This window comes from Pseudomonas mandelii (assembly GCF_006438925.1).
Lineage (GTDB): Bacteria > Pseudomonadota > Gammaproteobacteria > Pseudomonadales > Pseudomonadaceae > Aquipseudomonas > Aquipseudomonas mandelii_C.
Window position 1 is genome coordinate 259,396 of the sequence record NZ_RCZA01000013.1, and the last position, 18,288, is coordinate 277,683.

Consider the following 18,288-nt stretch of genomic DNA (forward strand, 5'->3'; position numbering starts at 1 on the left):
GCCGCGAACTTTGCCAGAGCAGGCCGTTCGCGGCGATAGACCAATGGGCTAATGGCGGGTGTTAAAGCAGTGTGATTGCACCGCCAGCCCCAACGCGTTGCCAAGGTAGGCCGAGCACCAAGGCCTGAAGTTGCTCAGTATCCAGCTCCATCTCGCAGCCTTGTCGAATGCCTGGCCAGTGAAACTTGCCTTGATTCAACCTGCGAGCAGCCAGCCAGACGCCAATCCCGTCATGCACCAGCACTTTCATACGAGTGGCGCGGCGGTTCGCGAACAGATAAGCGCAGTGCGGCTTCGCCGCACCGAACACCGCAATCACCCTGGCCAGCGCAGTTTCAGTGCCGGCACGCATATCCATGGGCTCGGTGGCGAGCCAGATGGCATCGACGCGAATCATTGCGCGAGTCCACGGACAAAGCGGGCGCAGCCTTCAGGATCGGAAGTTGGCCATTTCACTGTGATCGATTGCTCGCCAAGCGGCAGCTCAATAATCGCCAACGCTTCCGCCTGCCGTTTGGGCGTAGCTCTCAACGGAACAAAAGCCGGCAACGCCGCTGGCGGCTGGTCTCGGTAAAGTGGTAGCCACTTGCGGATAACGTTGGCGTTGATGCCGTGGCTGATGGCAACGCTAGATAGGGTTGCGCCCGGTTGCAGGCATTCCTGAACAACCTGGGCCTTGAAGGGTTTCGGATAAGAGCTTCGTTGGCGCATGGAAATCCTGACGTTAAGGGCTATCGCGTCCGCTTAAAAATACGCGGACACCATCGCCCTTAATGCTGGAGTTCGGAAGGTGTGTTCGCCGGCCCCTTACCAAGTGCAGGCGACTATCATGACTTATCCGTCAGCTTTTAGCTCAACTGCAGACCCGAGATTGGTCATCAAGGAGCTATAGATACGCCTCGGTATGTATGCCTGCACTTGCACGTCTGGGAGCCGTCAGTTCATGGCGTTGAACTCTCCTGTCATGGCTACCGTCTAGCGCATAGGTGAGCACAGAAACTACGCCTTAAATCCCTGACGTTAATGGAGATTGCCATGGCAGGCCGCGCACGTTTGAATGACTTAAACGACACCCTTCTCGGCCCTATCGCTAAAACTGTTGATTGCGACGTACTCATCACTCCCATTACACCCGGTGCCTTTCAGGTGCAGGTGCTATCGCCAGTGCCAGATGACCTACACAAGGCTCATTGCTTGACCATTAACCTTTCTTCAGGTGAGCGCTTGAACGGCACGGTGCCTCACGCGCGCAAAGTGGAGAACGCTGATTTGGAGTTGCAGATCGATGTATGAAAATCCATTGCCGTAGCCAGGTTTCGGAGATCCTTTAATGAGCAAATCGCATGCTGTGACAGCTACCGTTCAAATCCTGATGTTTGAACGCAACGAATGGGTTCCCAACAACCCGCGCCTGCCGGTGCTCGTTTACCCCAACGCGATTGCTGTTCAAGGCAGCGACCCAGCTGCGCTGTTCGAAAAAATCTTTAGCGCCAATGGCTGGCCGCCGCAATGGCGATACGGGGTTTATAGCTACCATCACTACCATACCGAAGGTCATGAAGTGCTTGGCATCGCCAGCGGCCAGGCCCGGTTGATGCTGGGCGGCCCGGATGGCCATGTACTTGAAGTCAGTTCAGGCGACGTATTGCTACTGCCTGCCGGCACCGGCCATTGCAATTTAGACTCCAGCGAAGACTTTCTGGTCGTCGGTGCTTATCCGCCGGGTCAGCATGCCGATATCTGCCGCGAGGCGCCAACCAAGGCCCAACTGGCAAGCATCGACACACTGCCGTTTCCCGAGCAAGACCCGGTGCAAGGCTTGCAGGGCGCCGTACACCAGTATTGGGTTGGCCAGTGTTGAAAGGCTGCGGTCAATCACAAGCGGCACGAACCTTTCCGCTGAAAACTCTGAAGCCATAGGTGTTGTAGATGAGCGTCACCGGTATCAGCACCGCGAAACCGACCAACATGAAAACCTGACTGTTCGGACTGGAGGCGGCAGCTTGCAAGGTCAGGTGCGGCGGGACAATCAACGGATATAGCGCTGCGATCATCAATGCGAACGCCAAAACGAAGATCCCCAATGCTGCGAACAGCGGCAGATACTGCCGGCGGCTTCGAAAACCCAAAATGAAGCCGATCAGCAGTGCAATGAGCAGTGTTGCGGCCGGCAGCCAGACAAGAAGATTGGAAAGCCGATACGCATATTGAGTGTCCAGTGTCGCTGTCCAGATAACCAACACGGCCAGAAGCACCAGGGTTACGATGGCCAGCACCCTCGCCTGTCGACCTGATCGCCGTTGCAGATCTTCGACAGTGCGCCAATACAGCCAGCAGGCGCCCAACCACGTGTAGCCCGACACGAGCACCGCACCACAATACAACGGAAACAGACCTGACCACTCCCAGCCGTCCCCGCTGTACTGACCGCCCTGATTAGGCAAGCCTTCTACAAGCGTGCCCAACACAATCCCCTGAGTTGCCCCGGCTAGCAGCGAACCGACCAGTAGCAAGCCATCGACCATGCGCTTGATACGATAGCTGGGCGAGTAGTCTCGAAATTCCAGCGCTACCGCGCGAAGAATCAACGCCAAAAACATCGCGATAAACGGCAGATAAAGCGCCGGCAGCAAGGTGGCGTAAGCCAGCGGAAACAACGCCAGCAGACCACCGCCTCCCAGCACGAGCCAGGTTTCATTGGCGTCCCAGATCGGCAAGATGGTCACGGCCATGGCCCGACGATCCTTGCCGCAACGAGTCAGCCCCATCAGCACCCCGACACCCAGATCAGTGCCGTCCAACAGCACGTAGTTCAATACCGAGAACGCCAGGGCCGCAGCGGACAGCAGGACTATCCAGTCATTCTCCAACATGGATGTATTCCCTCAAGGTTTACCCGTCTCGTCAGCCAGAGTAGGTTGCGGCCCGGGCTCGCCCTCGTGAGGAGGCTCACGCAGTAGTCGCAACAGCACCCATAGACCCACGCCGAAGATCACCAGATAAATCGACAGTATTGTCCACGTCGCCCCTACTACCTGCCGTCGAGACACCGAAGACAGGCTGTCAGCCGTGCGCAGCAATCCATAAACGGTGAAGGGTTGGCGTCCGACCTCGGTCACCACCCAGCCGCTCAACATCGCCAGAAATCCTGCCGGGGCCATCAACACACTGCCTCGGAGCATCCAGCGCGCGGTGTACAAGCGGTGACGCCAGCGCAACACCACGCTGATCAGGCCCTGCCCCAGCATCAACAAGCCCAGGCCGACCATCAAACGAAAAGCGAAGAACACCGCTGGCACAGGCGGTATGTCCTGCGGCGGGAATTCGTCCAGGGCGGCGATGGTGCTACTCAAGTCATGCCGCAAGTACAGCGACGCGATGCGCGGAATCGCCACTTCCCAATGGTTGCGCCGCTCAGTCATGTCTGGAAGGGCGAATAAGCGCAACGGCTCCCCTGCACCTTCCGCCGGTCGCGTCCAGGAGCCTTCGATGGCGGCGACCTTTTGTGGCTGTACTTCCAGGCTGTGCTCACCATGCAGATCTCCCACCACGATTTGCACAGGTATGAGCAACACAAGCACCCACAGCGCCATGGAGTATGCAAGCCGGGCTCGCGGGTTCTCGGGCTCACGTAACAGCTGCCAGGCGCTGACACCTGCCACCAGCGTGGCGCTGCCGATCAGCGTGGCCAACGTCATATGCACAAACCGGTATGGGAACGACGGATTGAAAATGATTGCCCACCAGTTTTCGGCAATGAAGCGGCCATCGGTGCCAATGGAGTAACCGGCGGGTGTCTGCATCCAGGAATTGGCCGACAAAATCCAGAACGCGCTGATCAGCGATCCGAGGGCTACCGCGCAGGTAGCAAAGAAATGCAGACGAGGGCCAACTTTTTTCAATCCGAATAACATGATGCCAAGAAAACCAGCTTCCAGGAAAAATGCCGCCTGCACTTCGTAGAACATCAATGGGCCGAGAATATCTCCTGCCTGCGTCGAAAGCCGCGACCAATTTAGCCCGAACTGGTATTCCAGAATCAGACCCGAGGCAGTGCCTACCGCAACGTTGAGGGCAAACACTTTTAGCCAGTAAAGGTAGACGTCCAGGTAGATCCTTCGCCCGCGCCAAAGCCACAGTGCTTCGAGCACCACCAGAAAGTTGGCCAAGCCGATGGTGAAGGCCGCCAGCACGATATGAAAACTGATGGTGATCGCGAACTGGGCACGCGCCGCCATCAGCGCAGAATCAACCGCGTCCATGCTGAACACGCACCGTTAGCCAATGAGCGTAGGAATCAGCTATTAGCAGCGAGCGATGGCTAGGAAGATAGCCGAAGGTGTTGGCGGGAAGAGGCATGGTACATGTCCGATGCGGTATTGGTCGGTTGACTCTCTTGGGCGTCAATGATTCCGAAAGTCAAAGAGTCGAAATCTTCCTCTCTGGGCAGGTAGAATCATTCGGGAGGCATCGGCCAAAAATGGGCGACTGGTTTTAATGCTTCCCTCACGATATGTGTTCATGTTTTTAGATCATACGATGCAAAACGATAAACAGAGAGTCCGCCCTGCCAGCCACTTCAGGGACGAGCTGATTGGGCTGCAGCTGGCAAGGTTAACAAATAGACAATAGCTTTCCCTGCTGAACTTACCTCATTCCGCTCGTAAAATTTCCACGAGTCAATGTTCTCGCCGAGACTTCAACTATTGGCATACGCCTTGCTTTTTCAGGTAGACGCGGAAACGAGAATGGAGATGATTATGGCGTTGGAAGCGGCAGTGGCTCTTCCTATGGCTGTATTAGCAGCACCTGCGATAGTGATGGCAGCGTTAGCGTTAGGAGCAGTAGCCACATCGGCAATGGTCATAGCGATGGGCTTTGCGGATCACGTCAATCAGGATATTGATCTTCTGGGTGCTCTAGCACCAATTCATGTGATGTTCCTGGTGCTTATACAAACAGGAAGCCTAGCGGTGATCACGGAGTTGATGCAGCATGTGAACCTGATGATGATCATGGCCGCCTTATAGGCCTCAGTCTCCCCCAATATAGGGTATTCCTGGCCCCCGAAGCCGGTTTTTTGTTTTTCTTTTTTAAAACGTCGTTTGGATTACTAGAAAGAACAACACACGCCACGCTCTAATGGTGAGAGTTAGCTAATGATTTTCACAGCGGCAGCACGAATCAGGATTTTTTCCTGGTGAAAACGCTCTTCAAGATCGCGTTTGTAGCTTTGCCACCAAAGCCGATCAACAGCTTCAACCATGACCTCATAAACGATGATGTCGTCCTCTGATCTTTCGTTGCCTTCCAGTAACGAGATACCTTTCGCCGGATTGCGAGTGAACGCCGTCACTCCTCCAAACTGTTCGGCCAACTGCTCCCGTACACGGCGAAAAAGCTCGACGGGCTGAGGCGTGCCATCGTTCGTGTTGAGCGGCAAAAAAATCTCGATCAGGTGCATTTGGATAACCTCGACATCTTAGGAGGTCGTTTCGTGAACAAGGCAGATGCCTGTTCATAGGATCACTTGTGTCGCCTCTCGGGTGAAAATTTCAATGGTCTTGGGGCCAATCCCTTCGAAAGCGGTAGAGCGATTCTTAAAATCCTGGCGATCGGCACTCGCCTCTACAATATTACTCGCCCCCCCAAACATATTCGTTGCTGGGTTTGTGAGCCAAGGCTCGGATCTTAGTATTGGCCGGCAATATCGAAATCAAGCCCCGAAAGACTCGGGGCTTGATGGTGTCAGACGGCATCAGGGTTTGCGGCCTCCACCTCCGCTCATCCCACCATCCTTGCGTCCCATATCAGAGGATTTATCGCGGTCATCGGCAAGGTTGCTGCCGCGTCCGCTTCCTTGCCCACCGCTGGACGATTGATCAGCCTTGTTGGCCTGTTGTCCGCCTGCGGCCTGGCCACCTTTTTGGCCTGGTTTGGACATGTTTTCTTTATCGTCGGCAAATTCGCCTCCGCGATTCGTACCCTGCCCGCCTCCAGACATGCGATCGCTCTCTCGGGATTGTTGTCCGCCGGAAGCTTGACCACCTTTTTGGCCTGCTTCAGTCTCGCGTTGTGGATCGTTGGCAAAATTTCCGCCAGAGGCTTCTCCACCTTTTTTACCGGCTTCAGAGGCCTTGTCACGGTCATTAGAAAAATTGCCTGGATTTTTGTTTCCTGTATTGGCCATTTTTGTACACCTCTACATCATTAGTACGAGCATGGGCTCGTCTAATTCGGAGGACGCGCAAAACAGAAAGTTTGAATGAAGATATCGGGCTCGCGACGAGTGGATTAGGGTATTTGGTTCCATTGAAAATGCGCGCATTCGACTGACGGCGTATCACCGTCCATCGACGGAGCCTTACGCCGGCTTTCATACCAAAGGTTCGATATTTACTAGACTTAATAACTCCTAGGAGCCCTCCACGCATCACACTCTGGAGGTCAATCGATGACTGAACACATCGTGCATTTTCATTGCCAGATCGATCAGGGAACGACTGAGCGCTTCCGGGACTGTTGCCTCGAAGCCATCGATCAAGGCGCCACCTCCTTGCTCCTCAATCTTTCTACAAGCGGGGGTAGCACTAACTTTGGCTTCACCCTCTACACGTTCCTTAAGTCATTGCCGGTACCGCTATGCGCGATCAACGCGGGCAACATCGAATCAATGGGCATCATTATGTTTTTGGCGGCAGGCCGACGTATCACCTCGCCCCACTCACGCTTCCTGATTCACCCGATGAACTGGTATTTCAGCCAAAAATCAGTTGATCATCAGCGTCTGCGTGAATACCTGTCGAGCCTCGACAATGACCTCGCGCGTTACGTGCAAATTTTCACACTCGAAACTGCTGATGCAGAGACCAAACTCGATATTTTTCATTGCCTTTCAGCGGAAGAAAAAGTCATCGCGGCACACGAATCCCTGGCCTATGGCATTGCTCATGAGATGAAGCAAATGATGTTCGCTGATGATGTCAAACATTGGAAAGTCAGCGGTGGCTGAGCCTAGCCCGCTCCGCAATATATCCGTACCCGCTTACCATTATCCCTTGGCATAGCCGCCTTGGCTGCTCGCGGCGCGGCAGCGCTGACAGCTTCCTTGATATCGAGCAGGCAGAATTCCTGATCATCTTCATCACCCACCCCCAGCAGCAACGCGTAACGCTTTAATCCAAGCGAACTGCAGCCTTTTACCCAGTACGCCGAGTGGAGCATTTCGACGTTGTCATCCTTTGACCTGCCCTTAAGAGCGGTCACTAACGCATGGATTTGAGGTGTGGAGCAAAGCATCTTAAGAGCGTCACGTTCTGATCTCGAAAGTGACCAAAAACGCTTTCCGAGCGGGATGGTTGGCCGAGTGTCCTCAATGCGCTCCTGAGCCAGATGTTTCCACGTCCTCTGCGCTGCACTTCGCATACCTGCCTTCACTTGAACAGGTCGAGGTGGTTCTTCAGCTACATCGTCTTCGAACGCCTGCTCATACCCACGCATCATTTCTTCAAGCATTCGTGCAGTCGCAACGCCGGGCAAATCCGAGCCTCGAGCCTCGAGCTGCGGTTGCCAACGACAACGCCAACCTGACCAAGTCGTGCACAGGATTGCCGATAACGGTCTGATCAAGGTCACGAATATGTATGTCGATTCGGCCCTTCAGATCACCAGTGGGCCCGAGGTTACCTGCAGACAGTCTCCGCAGATCCAAACAGCGGGCCCACCTGGAAGACGCCTGCCTGACTGACTATGCAGCCACTCGTAAAATTGACACCGTGCTACGCTTTGATTTGGTCGAATCGAAATAAAGGGACTCCCATCGAAAGATCCTTCTCAGACGTTCGAGAGTGGCCATGAAGCAGATCCTAATCAGTGGTATCACCCTAGCGATAATCGGCACGATGACGTTTGGACTGCTCCAATGGAGAGCTGTCGAAAAGCAGAATCAAGACATGTCGTGTAATGAAGCTAAGTACGCCCTAAAAGGAGTGGAAATTCGAGCGCGAGCGTTGGCTGCCGGGATGACCGTAGAGGCATACGCTAACGCTGAAGAAGAGGAAGTGACGAAACTAATCAGTGCTCTCGAAGGCGCTAATAGCGATGCTGATATTGATTCGGTCATAGAAAGTCACGCTGCCGCCATAAAAGCGGAGGACGCCGCTGTTGAAGCTGAGGTTGACGCTCGAGGCGATCAAGCATTCCTCGAGCAACGGTTAAAGAAACAGCGGATCCCCGTCGATGTTAAACAACAGCTCGAACGCGCCGCAAAGGCAGTCAGTCTCACTTGTAGTTAGTGCTCAATGATTTCAGGCCCACTGCACTCAAAGTTACCCTTGTTCCGTCTCCAAAGCACTCATCCGAGTCAACTAAACAAAGCCCTCGAAGGTCTCTTTTTGTGCTCAAACCAAGCTCACTTGGCCAGCCAGGACTCGACAGTGTCGGAACCGTATTTCGCTTTCCATTCCTTCAGCGTTTTGTGGTTGCCGCCTTTGGTTTCCACGACTTCGCCAGATTCTGGATTTTTGTAAACCTTCACTTGGCGTGGCTTGCGGCTGCCGGCTTTTTGCTCAGAAGCTGGCGCGCGACGACCAGCCTTAGGGTCAAGCAAGTTGATCACGTTCAGCAGGCTATAGCCGTACTCGGCGAGCAAAGCGCGCAGCTTTGTTTCAAATTCAATTTCTTTCTTCAGGCCAGCATCGCCTTTCAGCGTTTCGAGAGCTTCGAGCTGCTCTGCTAGGTGTTTTTCGAGCTGACGGAATTCGGCGAGCTTGGACATGGGAAATCTCTATGTGATTAGTCTCCTAACGTTACACCAAAAACTCCGATTTGCATGAAGTAAGCGTGTTTACTTTGCTCATTAATTCGCATCCATTACGGGATTCGCACTTGCGCAAACTTCCCTCAATCAACATTTGGCGATGAGAGAAGGTTCGTAAAACCGCAACGAAACATTGGTGCAATGGCGCCGTCTCTGAAACAAGTTTGCGGAACGGAACTGGGAGCCAAGGTGTCATTTGTATTAGACACCTTGGTGTCGCCGATCCTGTTGAGATAGAGAGGTCGTTTTTATGAACAATATCATCTACATCGTTGGTGCAGTTGTGATCGTCCTAGTTATCCTGTCGTTTGTCGGTCTTGTATAGCCTGAGCTGCTAATCACATCACTGAATCACCGGTTTGGCGCTAACAGCCTTTGAAGTGCCAGGGCGAATTCCCGAAGATGCCTCTTTGAGACGCCCCAAGCGCTGCCACCTGAGAACCGTTCTGGTGGTGGCAGTTGCGTGAGGATGAAATAGATCAGCTTCGCCCCGCATGACTTCACTGGCTCCGCCACACGGCTGCCACATTCGACGCACCGCTGCGCGATATGAAGGACCTGCAGGCAGATTTACGGCATAACAGTCTGAGTACAACGCAGAACACTTACTACAACCCACTTGATGAGCAGCGAGCCAAATCGGTCAAAGGTCTCAAAATGAAGAGATAGATGCACGTTTTAGCTAGCCTCGCAGCACCGATGTTCAGGCTACAACCTCAAAGAAAAACGACGAACTCTACATTAAAACCGAAAGCGCGGTCCCTTCATCTCTGGCCCCGCTATTTTCGTCCATTGTGTGCTCATAGCGCGTGCCGCAGCCTGAGTAATGCGCGGCAACGCGGTCAAGCGCAGCGTTATCGGCATGCCGGCGTCACGCGTGACGACATGGCGGGATGCTCTCGCTTAAGCTCAGTAGGGAAGGCAGCAGATCTGCTCTCGCATCGCGATTCCTCCATAGGAAGGAACAGCGTAGCAATGCAAAATGTTTGAACAGGTATGGGGCGCAATTAAGGGAGAGTGCCATAGATTTAGAAAGCTTTGAGAGACTGCTTTTGGCCGATTTTTGCCCGTCGCCACCGTCTGCTTTGGGTCCAGGCTGTGTGAAAACGCGCTAAATACGTCGAAAACGGTGAGTCGCGAGGATTGCCTGTGGAATCAGCGGACGGAAGCGCGAATCACCTATGTCAGCTACATAGACGTTCGTAATGCCGTTTGGGCCGCGTCAGCGGCCCAAACGGCATTACGAACGGGCGAGCCAAGCGGCTGGATTCACGCCCTGATCGCCTCAAGCAGTCCTGTGATGCCGAAGATCCTCATCATTCGTTTGAGGTTGTAGGCGAGCACATGAAGGCTCATCTCAGTGCTTACCCTCGGCAGGGTTTTGGTCAGGAAGTGGGTACTTCCCATCCAGAACTTGAGCGTTCCAAAAGGATGTTCAACGGTCTGTCGACGAACCCTCATCATCGCTGGATCATGCTCTAGTCGAGCCTGCATCGCGTCGACTACAGCCTCATGTTCCCAGCGCTTCACACGGCGCTCCTTACCCGTCGTACATTGCTTTTGCATTGCGCAGGACTGGCAGCCCGAGAAGTAATAACAATGCAATAACATGCCGTCTTCCATCGACGAATGCCGCCTGGTGAGTAACTGCCCCGCAGGGCATCGATACTCGTCCGACGCAATAAGATAGATGAAATCCTGCTTGCCGAATCTGCCTTCGGCTTTGCTGCCCGATGTCAGGGGTTTCGGCACGAAAGTAGTGATGCCGGCTTGCTCGCAAGCAAGGATTTCCAGACCTTTGTAATAGCCTCGATCAGCCACCACCGTTAGCAATTCAGCCCCGATTTCTTCACGCGCTTGGTTCGCCATATTGCTCAGCTGCCCGCGATCATTACCAACGTTGGTCACCTCATGGGCAATGATCAGGTGGTGTTTGTCGTCGACAGCTGTTTGTACGTTGTAGCCAACCGTTCCGGTGCCTCGGCCGCTCGTAGCCATTGAGCGTGCATCTGGGTCTGTGAGGGAGATCTGCTGGTCTGGACTGTCGTGGAGCTGCACCTCGATTTCCTTGAGTTTCTGCATCTGCTTTTTCAGTGTTTCTATCTTTTCTTTCAGTCGCTCTGCTTTGGTCTCGGCCACTTCGGGCGTTGCCCGATCCGCCGAATCCATCGCCGCCAGATAGCGATCAATGCTCTGCTCGATCTGCTGCATGCGTACCTTCACCTTGCCCTGAGTGAAGTTGCGGTCGCGATTATTGACGGCTTTGAATTTGCTGCCGTCGATGGCGATGATCGACTGAGAGAAGAGATTGAGGTTGCGGCAAAGAACTACGAACTGGCGGCATACGTTGCGAATGGCTTTGCCGTTGTTCTTGCGAAAGTCGGCAATGGTTTTGAAGTCCGGAGCCAAACGCCCCGTTAGCCACATCAACTCGACGTTGCGCTCGGCCTCACGCTCAAGCCGGCGGCTGGACTGAATCCGATTGAGGTAGCCGTAGATATAGATCTTCAGCAACACCGCTGGGTGGTAGGCCGGACGACCCGTTGCGGCAGGATCGACGCCCTCAAAACCAAGTGCGCCCAGGTCGAGTTCATCGACGAAAACATCGACCACGCGCACTGGATTTTCTTCGGCTACGTAATCGTCCAGACACTCCGGCAGCAAGGTGACTTGCGTCCGAGCCTCACCTTCAATAAATCGCTTCATGATCGCCCCCGCTACGATCTCAACGATCAGAAGATTAGACAATTGCGGGAGTTTTCACACAGCCTGGACCCAAAGCTGACGGTGGCGACAGACAGAAATCGGCCAATAGCAGTCGTTGGAACGAGCAATGACAAATGATTGGCTATGCTTCATCTGCTGCCGCGAACTGGTCGAGCAGACTGCACTTTTTGTCCTCAACGTATAACTCCCTTCAGCGTCCACTAAAATTTAAGGCGTCATCTCCCATTTAGGGGCTATCAAGAGTTGTATGGCTGGTTGTTGTAGCGATCGAGGAGCTGGCGTGAAATCGCCGCGAGTGTGGCGAGGACGATTTTATCCATAACGATGGAGATGAAACTGTGAAACAACTCATCCAGCTCCTGACAGTCCCTGCAGCCTGCATTGTGCTGACACTACCCAGCTTGACTGCTGCGCAGGAGAGCCCCGTTATTCCCACGTCGATCAGCACACCGGACAAAGTCGAGACGCGCATCGGCGCGCTCGACTTCAAGGACGGCATGCCGAGCAAGCAGACCATCGACAAGGTCTATGACAATCTGGACTTCACGCGCGCGTTCGAGGCGTTTGTGAACACCTACCAGGGCGTGAACATGGCCGCCATCCGCAAGGGCTTTCTGAGCATCGCGGTAAAAGACAACGAAGTAATCATCTGGTCCGAACTGATGGATGCCAAGTTGCTGTTTCTGACGACCAACGCCGATACCGTCTATTTCGGGAGCTTCATAGACATCTCAAAGGGCCCGATGGTGGTCGAGACACCGCCCAAGGCGCTGGGCACCTTCGACGATATTTGGTGGCGTTGGATCATTGATTTCGGCTTGCCCGGACCCGACCGCGGCGAAGGCGGGAAATACCTCATCCTGCCGCCGGGGTATGACGGTCCGCTGCCCGAGGGCGGATTCTATATCGCTCGCTCCCGCACCAACCGCGTGCTGCTCTTGGGCCGCTCGTTCATGGAGAAAAACGATCCGAAGCCCGCGGTCGAATTGATCAAGAAGACGACCAGAATCTATCCCTATGAAGCGGGTGGCGAGGGCACGAGCATCGCCGAGTTCCTGAGCGGTAAAGCTAAACTTGGCAAAATCACCCCCCCGCCGCCGCCTGTGTTCCACGAAGGCAGCGGCAAGGTAATGAACACCATTCCACCCAGCGATTTCAGCTACTACGAGATGCTTAACGAGGTGGTGCAACAGGAGCCTGCAACTGCGCTCGACCCGGAATTGATGGGACCGGTGGCCGCCATCGGCATCATCAAAGGCAAGCCGTTCAATCCCGATGCGCGGATAAAGAAGATTCTCACCGAGGCGGTGGCGCTCGCCAATGCCACCTCGCGCACCCTGTTTACGGCGCCTCGCGACCCAGCTTGGTACTACTATCCCGGATCGGGTTGGCAGAACATGCTGTTCTCCTCCGGCTACGAGTTCGAGACGCCGGTCCCGGAAATTACGCCCGAGGGCGTCAAGCCCTACCCGCCCACCGGCTACCGCCAGTTGGACGCGCGAACGTCTTTCTTCTACGGCGTCACCGGCATCACGCCCGCGATGGCCATGCGCGTGGCGGGCATCGGCTCGACCTACCTGTGGACGATGGTCGATGCCGACAAGCAGTACTTCGACGGCGCCAAGACCTACAAGGTGACGCTGCCGAAGGACATTCCGCAGGCGAATTTCTGGTCGTGGACGCTCTACGACACCATGACGCGCTCGATGCTCGACACGCCGCAGCGCTACCCGCGTGCGGGCAGCCAGAGCTATCCGTCCCCCGCCGCCGAAGCGGATACCGACGGCTCCACGACAGTTTACTTCAGTCCCACCCAGCCTACGGGTGTCAAACGGGGCAACTGGATTCAGACCATGCCGGGTAAGGGCTATTTCCCGATGCTGCGGCTCTACAGCCCGCTTCCACCGTTCTTCGCCAAGACCTGGCGGCCGAGCGAGGTCGAGGTGGTGAAATAGGCAGCTCAACAAAGACGCACTGAAAGGAATCAACCAATGAAAATAACTAATCGCACTTTCATTAACGGGGTGTTGGCTGCCGTGCTCGTCGCCACCGTCATCATCGTCGCGGGTGAAGCTACAGCCCAGACATCCTCCGCAATCCCTCCGGCAATCACCACGCCCGACCAGATCCAGACGAGTCTCGGCACGCTCGAGTTCAAAGACGGCGCGCCGAGCAAAGAGACCGTCGCCAAGATCTACGACAACCTCGACCTGATGCACGGCGTCGAGGCGTTCGTGAACGCTTACCAAGGCGCGTCGGTGGCGGCCATCTTCAAAGGCTTCAACGAGGCCGGCGTTCCGGACAACACTGCCCTGATCTGGTCGGAGCTGATGGACTCAAAGTCCCTGTTCCTAACTGCCAATGCAGACACCATCTATTTCTGGGTCAATCTGGATGTCACCAATGGACCACTGGTGGTCGAGACGCCTCCGATGTCACTCGGCGTCATCGACGACATCTGGTTCCGCTGGGTGACCGACATCGGACTGCCAGGGCCCGACCGAGGCGAGGGCGGGAGATATCTACTGGTGCCGCCTGACTACAAAGGCATACTTCCGGAGAACGGTTACTTCGTGAACAGGCTGCGCACGAACCGAGCGACGATGTTAGGCCGGTCATTCCTCGAGAACGATGACCCCAAGCCTGCGGTTGCACTCATCAAGAGGACGCTCAAGGTCTACCCTTATGTACCGGGCGGCTACGGCACGAGCATTGGCTCGGCACTTGAAGGTAAAGCCACGCTGCTGCGCACCCCGGAGCACAAACTGGAATGGTCCTTCCTCAAGCCCCCGCCGCCGGTGAAGTTCACCGAAGGCAGCGGCAAGGTCATGACCACCATTCCGCCGAGCGACTTCAGCTACTTCGAAATGATCAATGATCTGGTCCAGAAGGAGCCGGAGGGTTCCTTCGATCCGGAGATCATGGGTTCGCTGGCCGCAATCGGCATCGTCAAGGGCAAGCCTTTCAATCCGGATACGCGGATGAAGAAAATCCTGACCGATGCGGCGGCCATCGGATCGGCCACGGGCCGAACCCTGGGCTGGAATGCGCGCCCATCCGAGGGATGGTTTTACTATCCCGGCTCCGCCTGGACGAACATGCTCTTTGCCGGCGGTTACAACTTCGAAACGCCGCCGCCACAGGTCAGCGCGGACGGCACCATCACACCCTACCCGCCCACCGGTTATCGCATGCTCAACGCGCGCACGGGGTTCTTCTTCTACGCCACCGGCATCACCCCAGCGATGGTTATGCGGCTGACGGGCATCGGCTCGCAATACCTCGCCGCGTTTGTGGATTCCAAGGGCGATTACTTCGATGGGAGCAAGACCTACAAGATGACGCTCCCGCCGAAGATCCCGGCGGAGAAGTTCTGGTCCCTGACACTCTACGACAATCAGAGCCGCTCGATGCTCGATACGCCGCAGCGCTACCCGCGCGCGGGCAGCCAGAGTTATCCGACGCCCGCCGCCGTGGCGAACTCCGATGGCTCCACGACCGTGTACTTCGCCCCGAGTAAGCCAGCAGAGGTCAGCGACGGCAACTGGATACAGACCGTTCCGGGTAAAGGCTGGAGCACGATCCTGCGCTTCTACAGCCCGCTCGAACCGTTCTTCACAAAGCAGTGGCGGCCGACTGAGATCGAACTCGTGAAGTGAGCAAACCAATCAATGACCGAAAGGACACCACCATGAAAACAAAAACGATCTTCACCACCGCACTCGCTACTTGCTCAACTCACCCATGTTGCCGCAGTTCAAGCGCGATGCTGAGGGCGGGCTGACTTTGCTGATCCAGAACGAATCCCCTGGCAAGGACAAGGTAAGCAACTGGCTGCCTGCGCCGAAAGGTCCGTTCATGATGGCCATGCATCTTTACTGGCCGAAAGAAGAAGTCGTGGATGGCAAGTGGACCCAGCCTCCGCTTCGTCATTCGTGATGAATTGACCGCCAGCAGAAATTAGCGACGCAGTTGTTTCTGGCGGTGAATGATCGCTATTGGCCGTTTTCTACAGGTCGCGACAGGCCGGTTTGGGTCGTTTTCAGCCGGTCGCGATAGGCAGTAATCGGCCAGTAGCGGTCATTGAGTGCCTACAAAAAAGCCAAGGCGACTCACACAAATGCAATGGTCGCGGTAGGATTCGGCTCGTTCCGTTACCAGACGCACCGACGACGCTCGCGCATTCAACTTGTGGGCCTGGCGACGCTGGAAAAAATCGCGGATCGGCTCGAACGCTTCTATCGAGTGTTGCTCCGTAGAAAGCTGAAAACCGTGCTGCAAAACGTCATTGAAGGCCCAATGCGAGTGCTCAAACGCCCCCGTGCCGAATGTATCGAGGAAGCTGAGGCCCTATTGCACAAGGTCGGCCTGTACGATCGCCGCGACTATTACCCCGCGCACCTGTCCGGTGGCCAGCAGCAGCGCGTGGCTATCGCCCGCGCGCTGGCGATGAATCCACAAGTCATGTTGTTCGACGAACCGACCTCGGCCCTTGATCCTGAACTGGTTGGCGAGGTGTTGCGCGTGATGCGCTCCCTGGCCGAAGAAGGCCGCACCATGCTGGTGGTCACCCACGAAATGGGTTTTGCCCGCCACGTATCCAATCGGGTGGTGTTCATGCACGGCGGCCTGATCGATGTGCAGGGTACGCCGACGGAACTATTCGAAGGCTTGCCCACCGAACGCTTTCGGCAATTCGTCTCTAGCCATAACGATAGAAGTGCCGAGTAAGTATTGCCCATGGTGCGCGTCTTGGAGCGCACTATGCCAGTCCGCTTCAGACCGGGCGAGGAGCGAAGGCGCGCGGACGATTACCGCTGGAGCAAGTCATTGGTCAGCCCCATCTCCATTTTTTTCTGCAGTGGAAACCGAAGCCGATTTTTTCCACGCAAAAAAAAGCGCTACTCAATGAGTGGCGCTTTTTCTATATTTTGAGCGGGAAACGAGACTCGCATCTAGCGTCCGACCCATTGAAATCTAAGGGTTTTCTTTCATTCATGAAGCAGGAACAGACTTGATTCTGGACTTGTTTTCAGGGTGTATCAAGAGCAAAAAAAGAGTGAATCCAAGCCACGCTATTGGATTCTACCTATAGGCAATTGACGATTGCGGCAACAAGGCCAGCTTTGAACTGGTGTCATCGAGATTGCCTGCATGGCTTATGCTCGGCGCAAGTTCTTCAAACTGTAATATAAAAAACCTTAGCCGCTATGCGGCAAGCTCGACGTAGCTAGACTCCCCTCCTCCAGTCGCGCCCGACAACCATCGCCATACGAAGGTCAGAGTGGTACGTCCTGCGAGATCAACGCCTACCGTGCCACGAGACCAGCCGGCAAGAATCTCGCCATCCGTAGTTAAGCCTGATAAAGAAGCTCAATGGTATCGGGGCCTGTCGCGCGCCCGACTTGGATCCCGCCACTTACGGTCTGCTCGTCGCACGGGACTACAAACCGGCACGCTTGCATCCAATGCGAGCGAAGATAGGTTCCCGGTAGTAGAGCCAGTTTTCGCGCCTCCTTACCTGCCGGATCCTCAGCTGAATCATCTGCTTGGCACTAGTTTTTTTTGCGGTAGGCCATCGAGTCATCGATACGTTTGAGTATGTAATCGCCCGCAGCCACCGGCGGATACAGGCTCTGCGCCGGGTCGATACCCAAATCGCAGGGATCGACTCCAGCGCTATAGGTCGGGTCGTAGAAGGTCGCGATGGAGTAGCGCTCATGACCTGAAGTGTTGATCACTCGGTGTAGGGTTGAACGAAAACGATCATTGGACCAATGCGCCAACAGGTCTCCGACATTCACTACTAGACTACCCGGGATCGGCGTGGCCTCGATCCAGCGATTGGAGCCCAGCTCGCGCACCTGCAAGCCGCCGCTGTTGTCTTGATAGAGCAAGGTAATGCAGCCGTAATCGGTGTGCGGGGCCACACCGAACTGGTCGGCCTCAGCCTGGGAGGGCTGCGGTGGGTAATAGACCATCTGCGTGCGCTGCAGCGGCTTGGTGTATTTATCCGTGAAAAAATCCTCCTCGATTCCCAATCCCACCGCCACCGCGCGCAACAGATCAGCCCCAGCCTTGCCGATTTCCGCATAGTACTCAGCCAATGCCTCACGCAGCTGGGGCATGAATGTGGGCCACTGATTCGGCCCTCGCAAGGCCTCACCGGCAAGGACGCAAGGATCATCCTCCGCCAGCTCCAGACCGATACTGAAGAATTCCTTGTGATCGGGCTTGGTGGCTTCATACATGGTCGCTCCACCCAGTGCATGCCAGCCTCGATGCCGGTTGTTCACTGCCACCTGGCGTTTGACCTCAACCGGAAAGGCAAAGAACTGCTCGGCAGCCGACATGGCTCTGTCTATCACCGTTTGCGGTACACCGTGATTGATGATGTAGAAGAAGCCGGTTTCGCTACAGGCTTTTCGAATGGCGTCTCCGGCTCGACGAATACTCGCCTGATCACCTTCGCGGACACCGGACATATCGATCAAGGGCAGATTGGTGCTCGAGGTCATGTTCACTCCTGGGTGCATCGTGCATGCAGTGGTGGGATAACGGGTTTCGCCAGCGAATGACGAACCGGTATATACAGGACAAAGCATTTACTGTGCCGACCAAACAGGCAGTCGCCAGCAAGCCTCGGGCTAAAGCGAATAGCACTTTCTAATAACAGCACAAGACCGCGATAAATCTGTTACCCGCCGGTTTCCCTTCGCCCCAGCAGGGGGCGGAGAGACCTC

General features: G+C 55.4%; 18 protein-coding genes and 3 pseudogenes. 10 read left to right on the forward strand and 11 right to left on the reverse strand.

The features are described 5' to 3' along the window. Nucleotides 1-61: 61 nt before the first annotated feature. A complete protein-coding gene (gene tnpB / locus EAH74_RS33460) occupies nt 62-397 on the reverse strand; it encodes an IS66 family insertion sequence element accessory protein TnpB (protein ID WP_140682487.1) in 336 nt (111 codons plus the stop codon). Beyond that, entirely contained in the window at nt 394-711 is a 318-nt protein-coding gene (tnpA, locus tag EAH74_RS27155; RefSeq protein ID WP_140682490.1) for an IS66-like element accessory protein TnpA, read from the reverse strand. Before tnpA ends, tnpB begins: the two co-directional genes overlap by 4 nt. 324 nt (nt 712-1,035) lie before the next feature. Between tnpA and EAH74_RS27160 the strand changes: the two genes are divergently transcribed. Further along, nucleotides 1,036-1,293 carry a hypothetical protein gene (locus EAH74_RS27160; protein ID WP_140682493.1) on the forward strand — a complete coding sequence of 86 codons (258 nt, stop codon included), beginning with the start codon at nt 1,036-1,038 and terminating at the stop codon, nt 1,291-1,293. Between the two features lie 37 nt (nt 1,294-1,330). Then, nucleotides 1,331-1,861, forward strand: a complete 531-nt coding sequence (locus tag EAH74_RS27165) for a cupin (RefSeq protein WP_140682496.1) — start codon at nt 1,331-1,333, stop codon at nt 1,859-1,861. 10 nt (nt 1,862-1,871) lie between these two features. Here the strand turns inward: EAH74_RS27165 and cydB are convergent, their stop codons facing one another. After that, nucleotides 1,872-2,873, reverse strand: a complete 1,002-nt coding sequence (gene cydB / locus EAH74_RS27170) for a cytochrome d ubiquinol oxidase subunit II (RefSeq protein ID WP_140682499.1) — start codon at nt 2,871-2,873, stop codon at nt 1,872-1,874. Nucleotides 2,874-2,885: 12 nt separating this feature from the next. Continuing rightward, nucleotides 2,886-4,262, reverse strand: coding sequence for a cytochrome ubiquinol oxidase subunit I (locus EAH74_RS27175; protein ID WP_140682502.1), 1,377 nt, complete (start codon nt 4,260-4,262; stop codon nt 2,886-2,888). Nucleotides 4,263-4,748: 486 nt separating this feature from the next. Between EAH74_RS27175 and EAH74_RS27180 the strand changes: the two genes are divergently transcribed. Continuing rightward, nucleotides 4,749-5,030, forward strand: a complete 282-nt coding sequence (locus tag EAH74_RS27180) for a hypothetical protein (RefSeq protein ID WP_140682506.1) — start codon at nt 4,749-4,751, stop codon at nt 5,028-5,030. Between the two features lie 122 nt (nt 5,031-5,152). On the opposite strand, the gene EAH74_RS27185 is transcribed toward EAH74_RS27180, so the two are convergent. Next, nucleotides 5,153-5,464: a hypothetical protein gene (locus EAH74_RS27185; protein ID WP_140682509.1), complete on the reverse strand. Its 312-nt coding sequence runs from the start codon at nt 5,462-5,464 to the stop codon at nt 5,153-5,155. 294 nt (nt 5,465-5,758) lie between these two features. Next, nucleotides 5,759-6,190, reverse strand: coding sequence for a general stress protein (locus EAH74_RS27190; protein ID WP_140682512.1), 432 nt, complete (start codon nt 6,188-6,190; stop codon nt 5,759-5,761). Nucleotides 6,191-6,454: 264 nt separating this feature from the next. Here EAH74_RS27190 and EAH74_RS27195 point away from each other — a divergent pair, with 264 nt between their 5' ends. After that, nucleotides 6,455-7,012: an ATP-dependent Clp protease proteolytic subunit gene (locus EAH74_RS27195; RefSeq protein ID WP_046817303.1), complete on the forward strand. Its 558-nt coding sequence runs from the start codon at nt 6,455-6,457 to the stop codon at nt 7,010-7,012. A 26-nt stretch (nt 7,013-7,038) separates the two neighbouring features. Here EAH74_RS27195 and EAH74_RS27200 read toward each other — a convergent pair. After that, nucleotides 7,039-7,770 (reverse strand): annotated as a pseudogene (locus EAH74_RS27200) (DUF2252 family protein); the annotation flags it as partial. Nucleotides 7,771-7,853: 83 nt separating this feature from the next. Here EAH74_RS27200 and EAH74_RS27205 point away from each other — a divergent pair. Beyond that, complete coding sequence (locus tag EAH74_RS27205; RefSeq protein WP_140682515.1) at nt 7,854-8,294, forward strand: hypothetical protein; 441 nt, start codon at nt 7,854-7,856, stop codon at nt 8,292-8,294. A gap of 116 nt (nt 8,295-8,410) precedes the next feature. On the opposite strand, the gene EAH74_RS27210 is transcribed toward EAH74_RS27205, so the two are convergent. Then, nucleotides 8,411-8,776, reverse strand: a complete 366-nt coding sequence (locus EAH74_RS27210) for a histone-like nucleoid-structuring protein, MvaT/MvaU family (protein WP_140682518.1) — start codon at nt 8,774-8,776, stop codon at nt 8,411-8,413. Between the two features lie 507 nt (nt 8,777-9,283). On the opposite strand from EAH74_RS27210, the pseudogene EAH74_RS33465 reads away from it, so the two are divergent. Continuing rightward, nucleotides 9,284-9,487: pseudogene (locus EAH74_RS33465) on the forward strand (site-specific integrase); the annotation flags it as partial. Nucleotides 9,488-10,087: 600 nt separating this feature from the next. Here the strand turns inward: EAH74_RS33465 and EAH74_RS27220 are convergent. Beyond that, the gene (locus EAH74_RS27220; protein ID WP_140682521.1) at nt 10,088-11,524 is read right to left on the reverse strand and encodes an IS1182 family transposase; all 1,437 of its coding nucleotides are present in this window, start codon (nt 11,522-11,524) and stop codon (nt 10,088-10,090) included. 359 nt (nt 11,525-11,883) lie between these two features. Between EAH74_RS27220 and EAH74_RS27225 the strand changes: the two genes are divergently transcribed. The 4 genes from EAH74_RS27225 (at nt 11,884) to EAH74_RS27240 (ending at nt 16,276) form a co-directional block, all read left to right on the forward strand. Continuing rightward, nucleotides 11,884-13,500, forward strand: coding sequence for a DUF1254 domain-containing protein (locus EAH74_RS27225; RefSeq protein WP_205012927.1), 1,617 nt, complete (start codon nt 11,884-11,886; stop codon nt 13,498-13,500). Between the two features lie 36 nt (nt 13,501-13,536). Further along, entirely contained in the window at nt 13,537-15,204 is a 1,668-nt protein-coding gene (locus tag EAH74_RS27230; RefSeq protein WP_140682524.1) for a DUF1254 domain-containing protein, read from the forward strand. 70 nt (nt 15,205-15,274) lie between these two features. Further along, nucleotides 15,275-15,484 (forward strand): DUF1214 domain-containing protein, encoded by a 210-nt coding sequence (locus EAH74_RS27235; protein ID WP_275671808.1) that lies wholly within the window; start codon nt 15,275-15,277, stop codon nt 15,482-15,484. Nucleotides 15,485-15,628: 144 nt separating this feature from the next. Next, on the forward strand, nt 15,629-16,276 hold the full coding sequence (locus tag EAH74_RS27240; protein ID WP_275671809.1) for an ATP-binding cassette domain-containing protein: 648 nt from the start codon (nt 15,629-15,631) through the stop codon (nt 16,274-16,276). 477 nt (nt 16,277-16,753) lie between these two features. Here the strand turns inward: EAH74_RS27240 and EAH74_RS33470 are convergent. Both EAH74_RS33470 and EAH74_RS27250 read right to left on the reverse strand, forming a co-directional pair. Continuing rightward, nucleotides 16,754-16,959 (reverse strand): annotated as a pseudogene (locus tag EAH74_RS33470) (hypothetical protein); the annotation flags it as partial. Nucleotides 16,960-17,100: 141 nt separating this feature from the next. Beyond that, a complete protein-coding gene (locus EAH74_RS27250) occupies nt 17,101-18,063 on the reverse strand; it encodes an isopenicillin N synthase family dioxygenase (RefSeq protein ID WP_140682531.1) in 963 nt (320 codons plus the stop codon). Nucleotides 18,064-18,288: the final 225 nt, after the last annotated feature.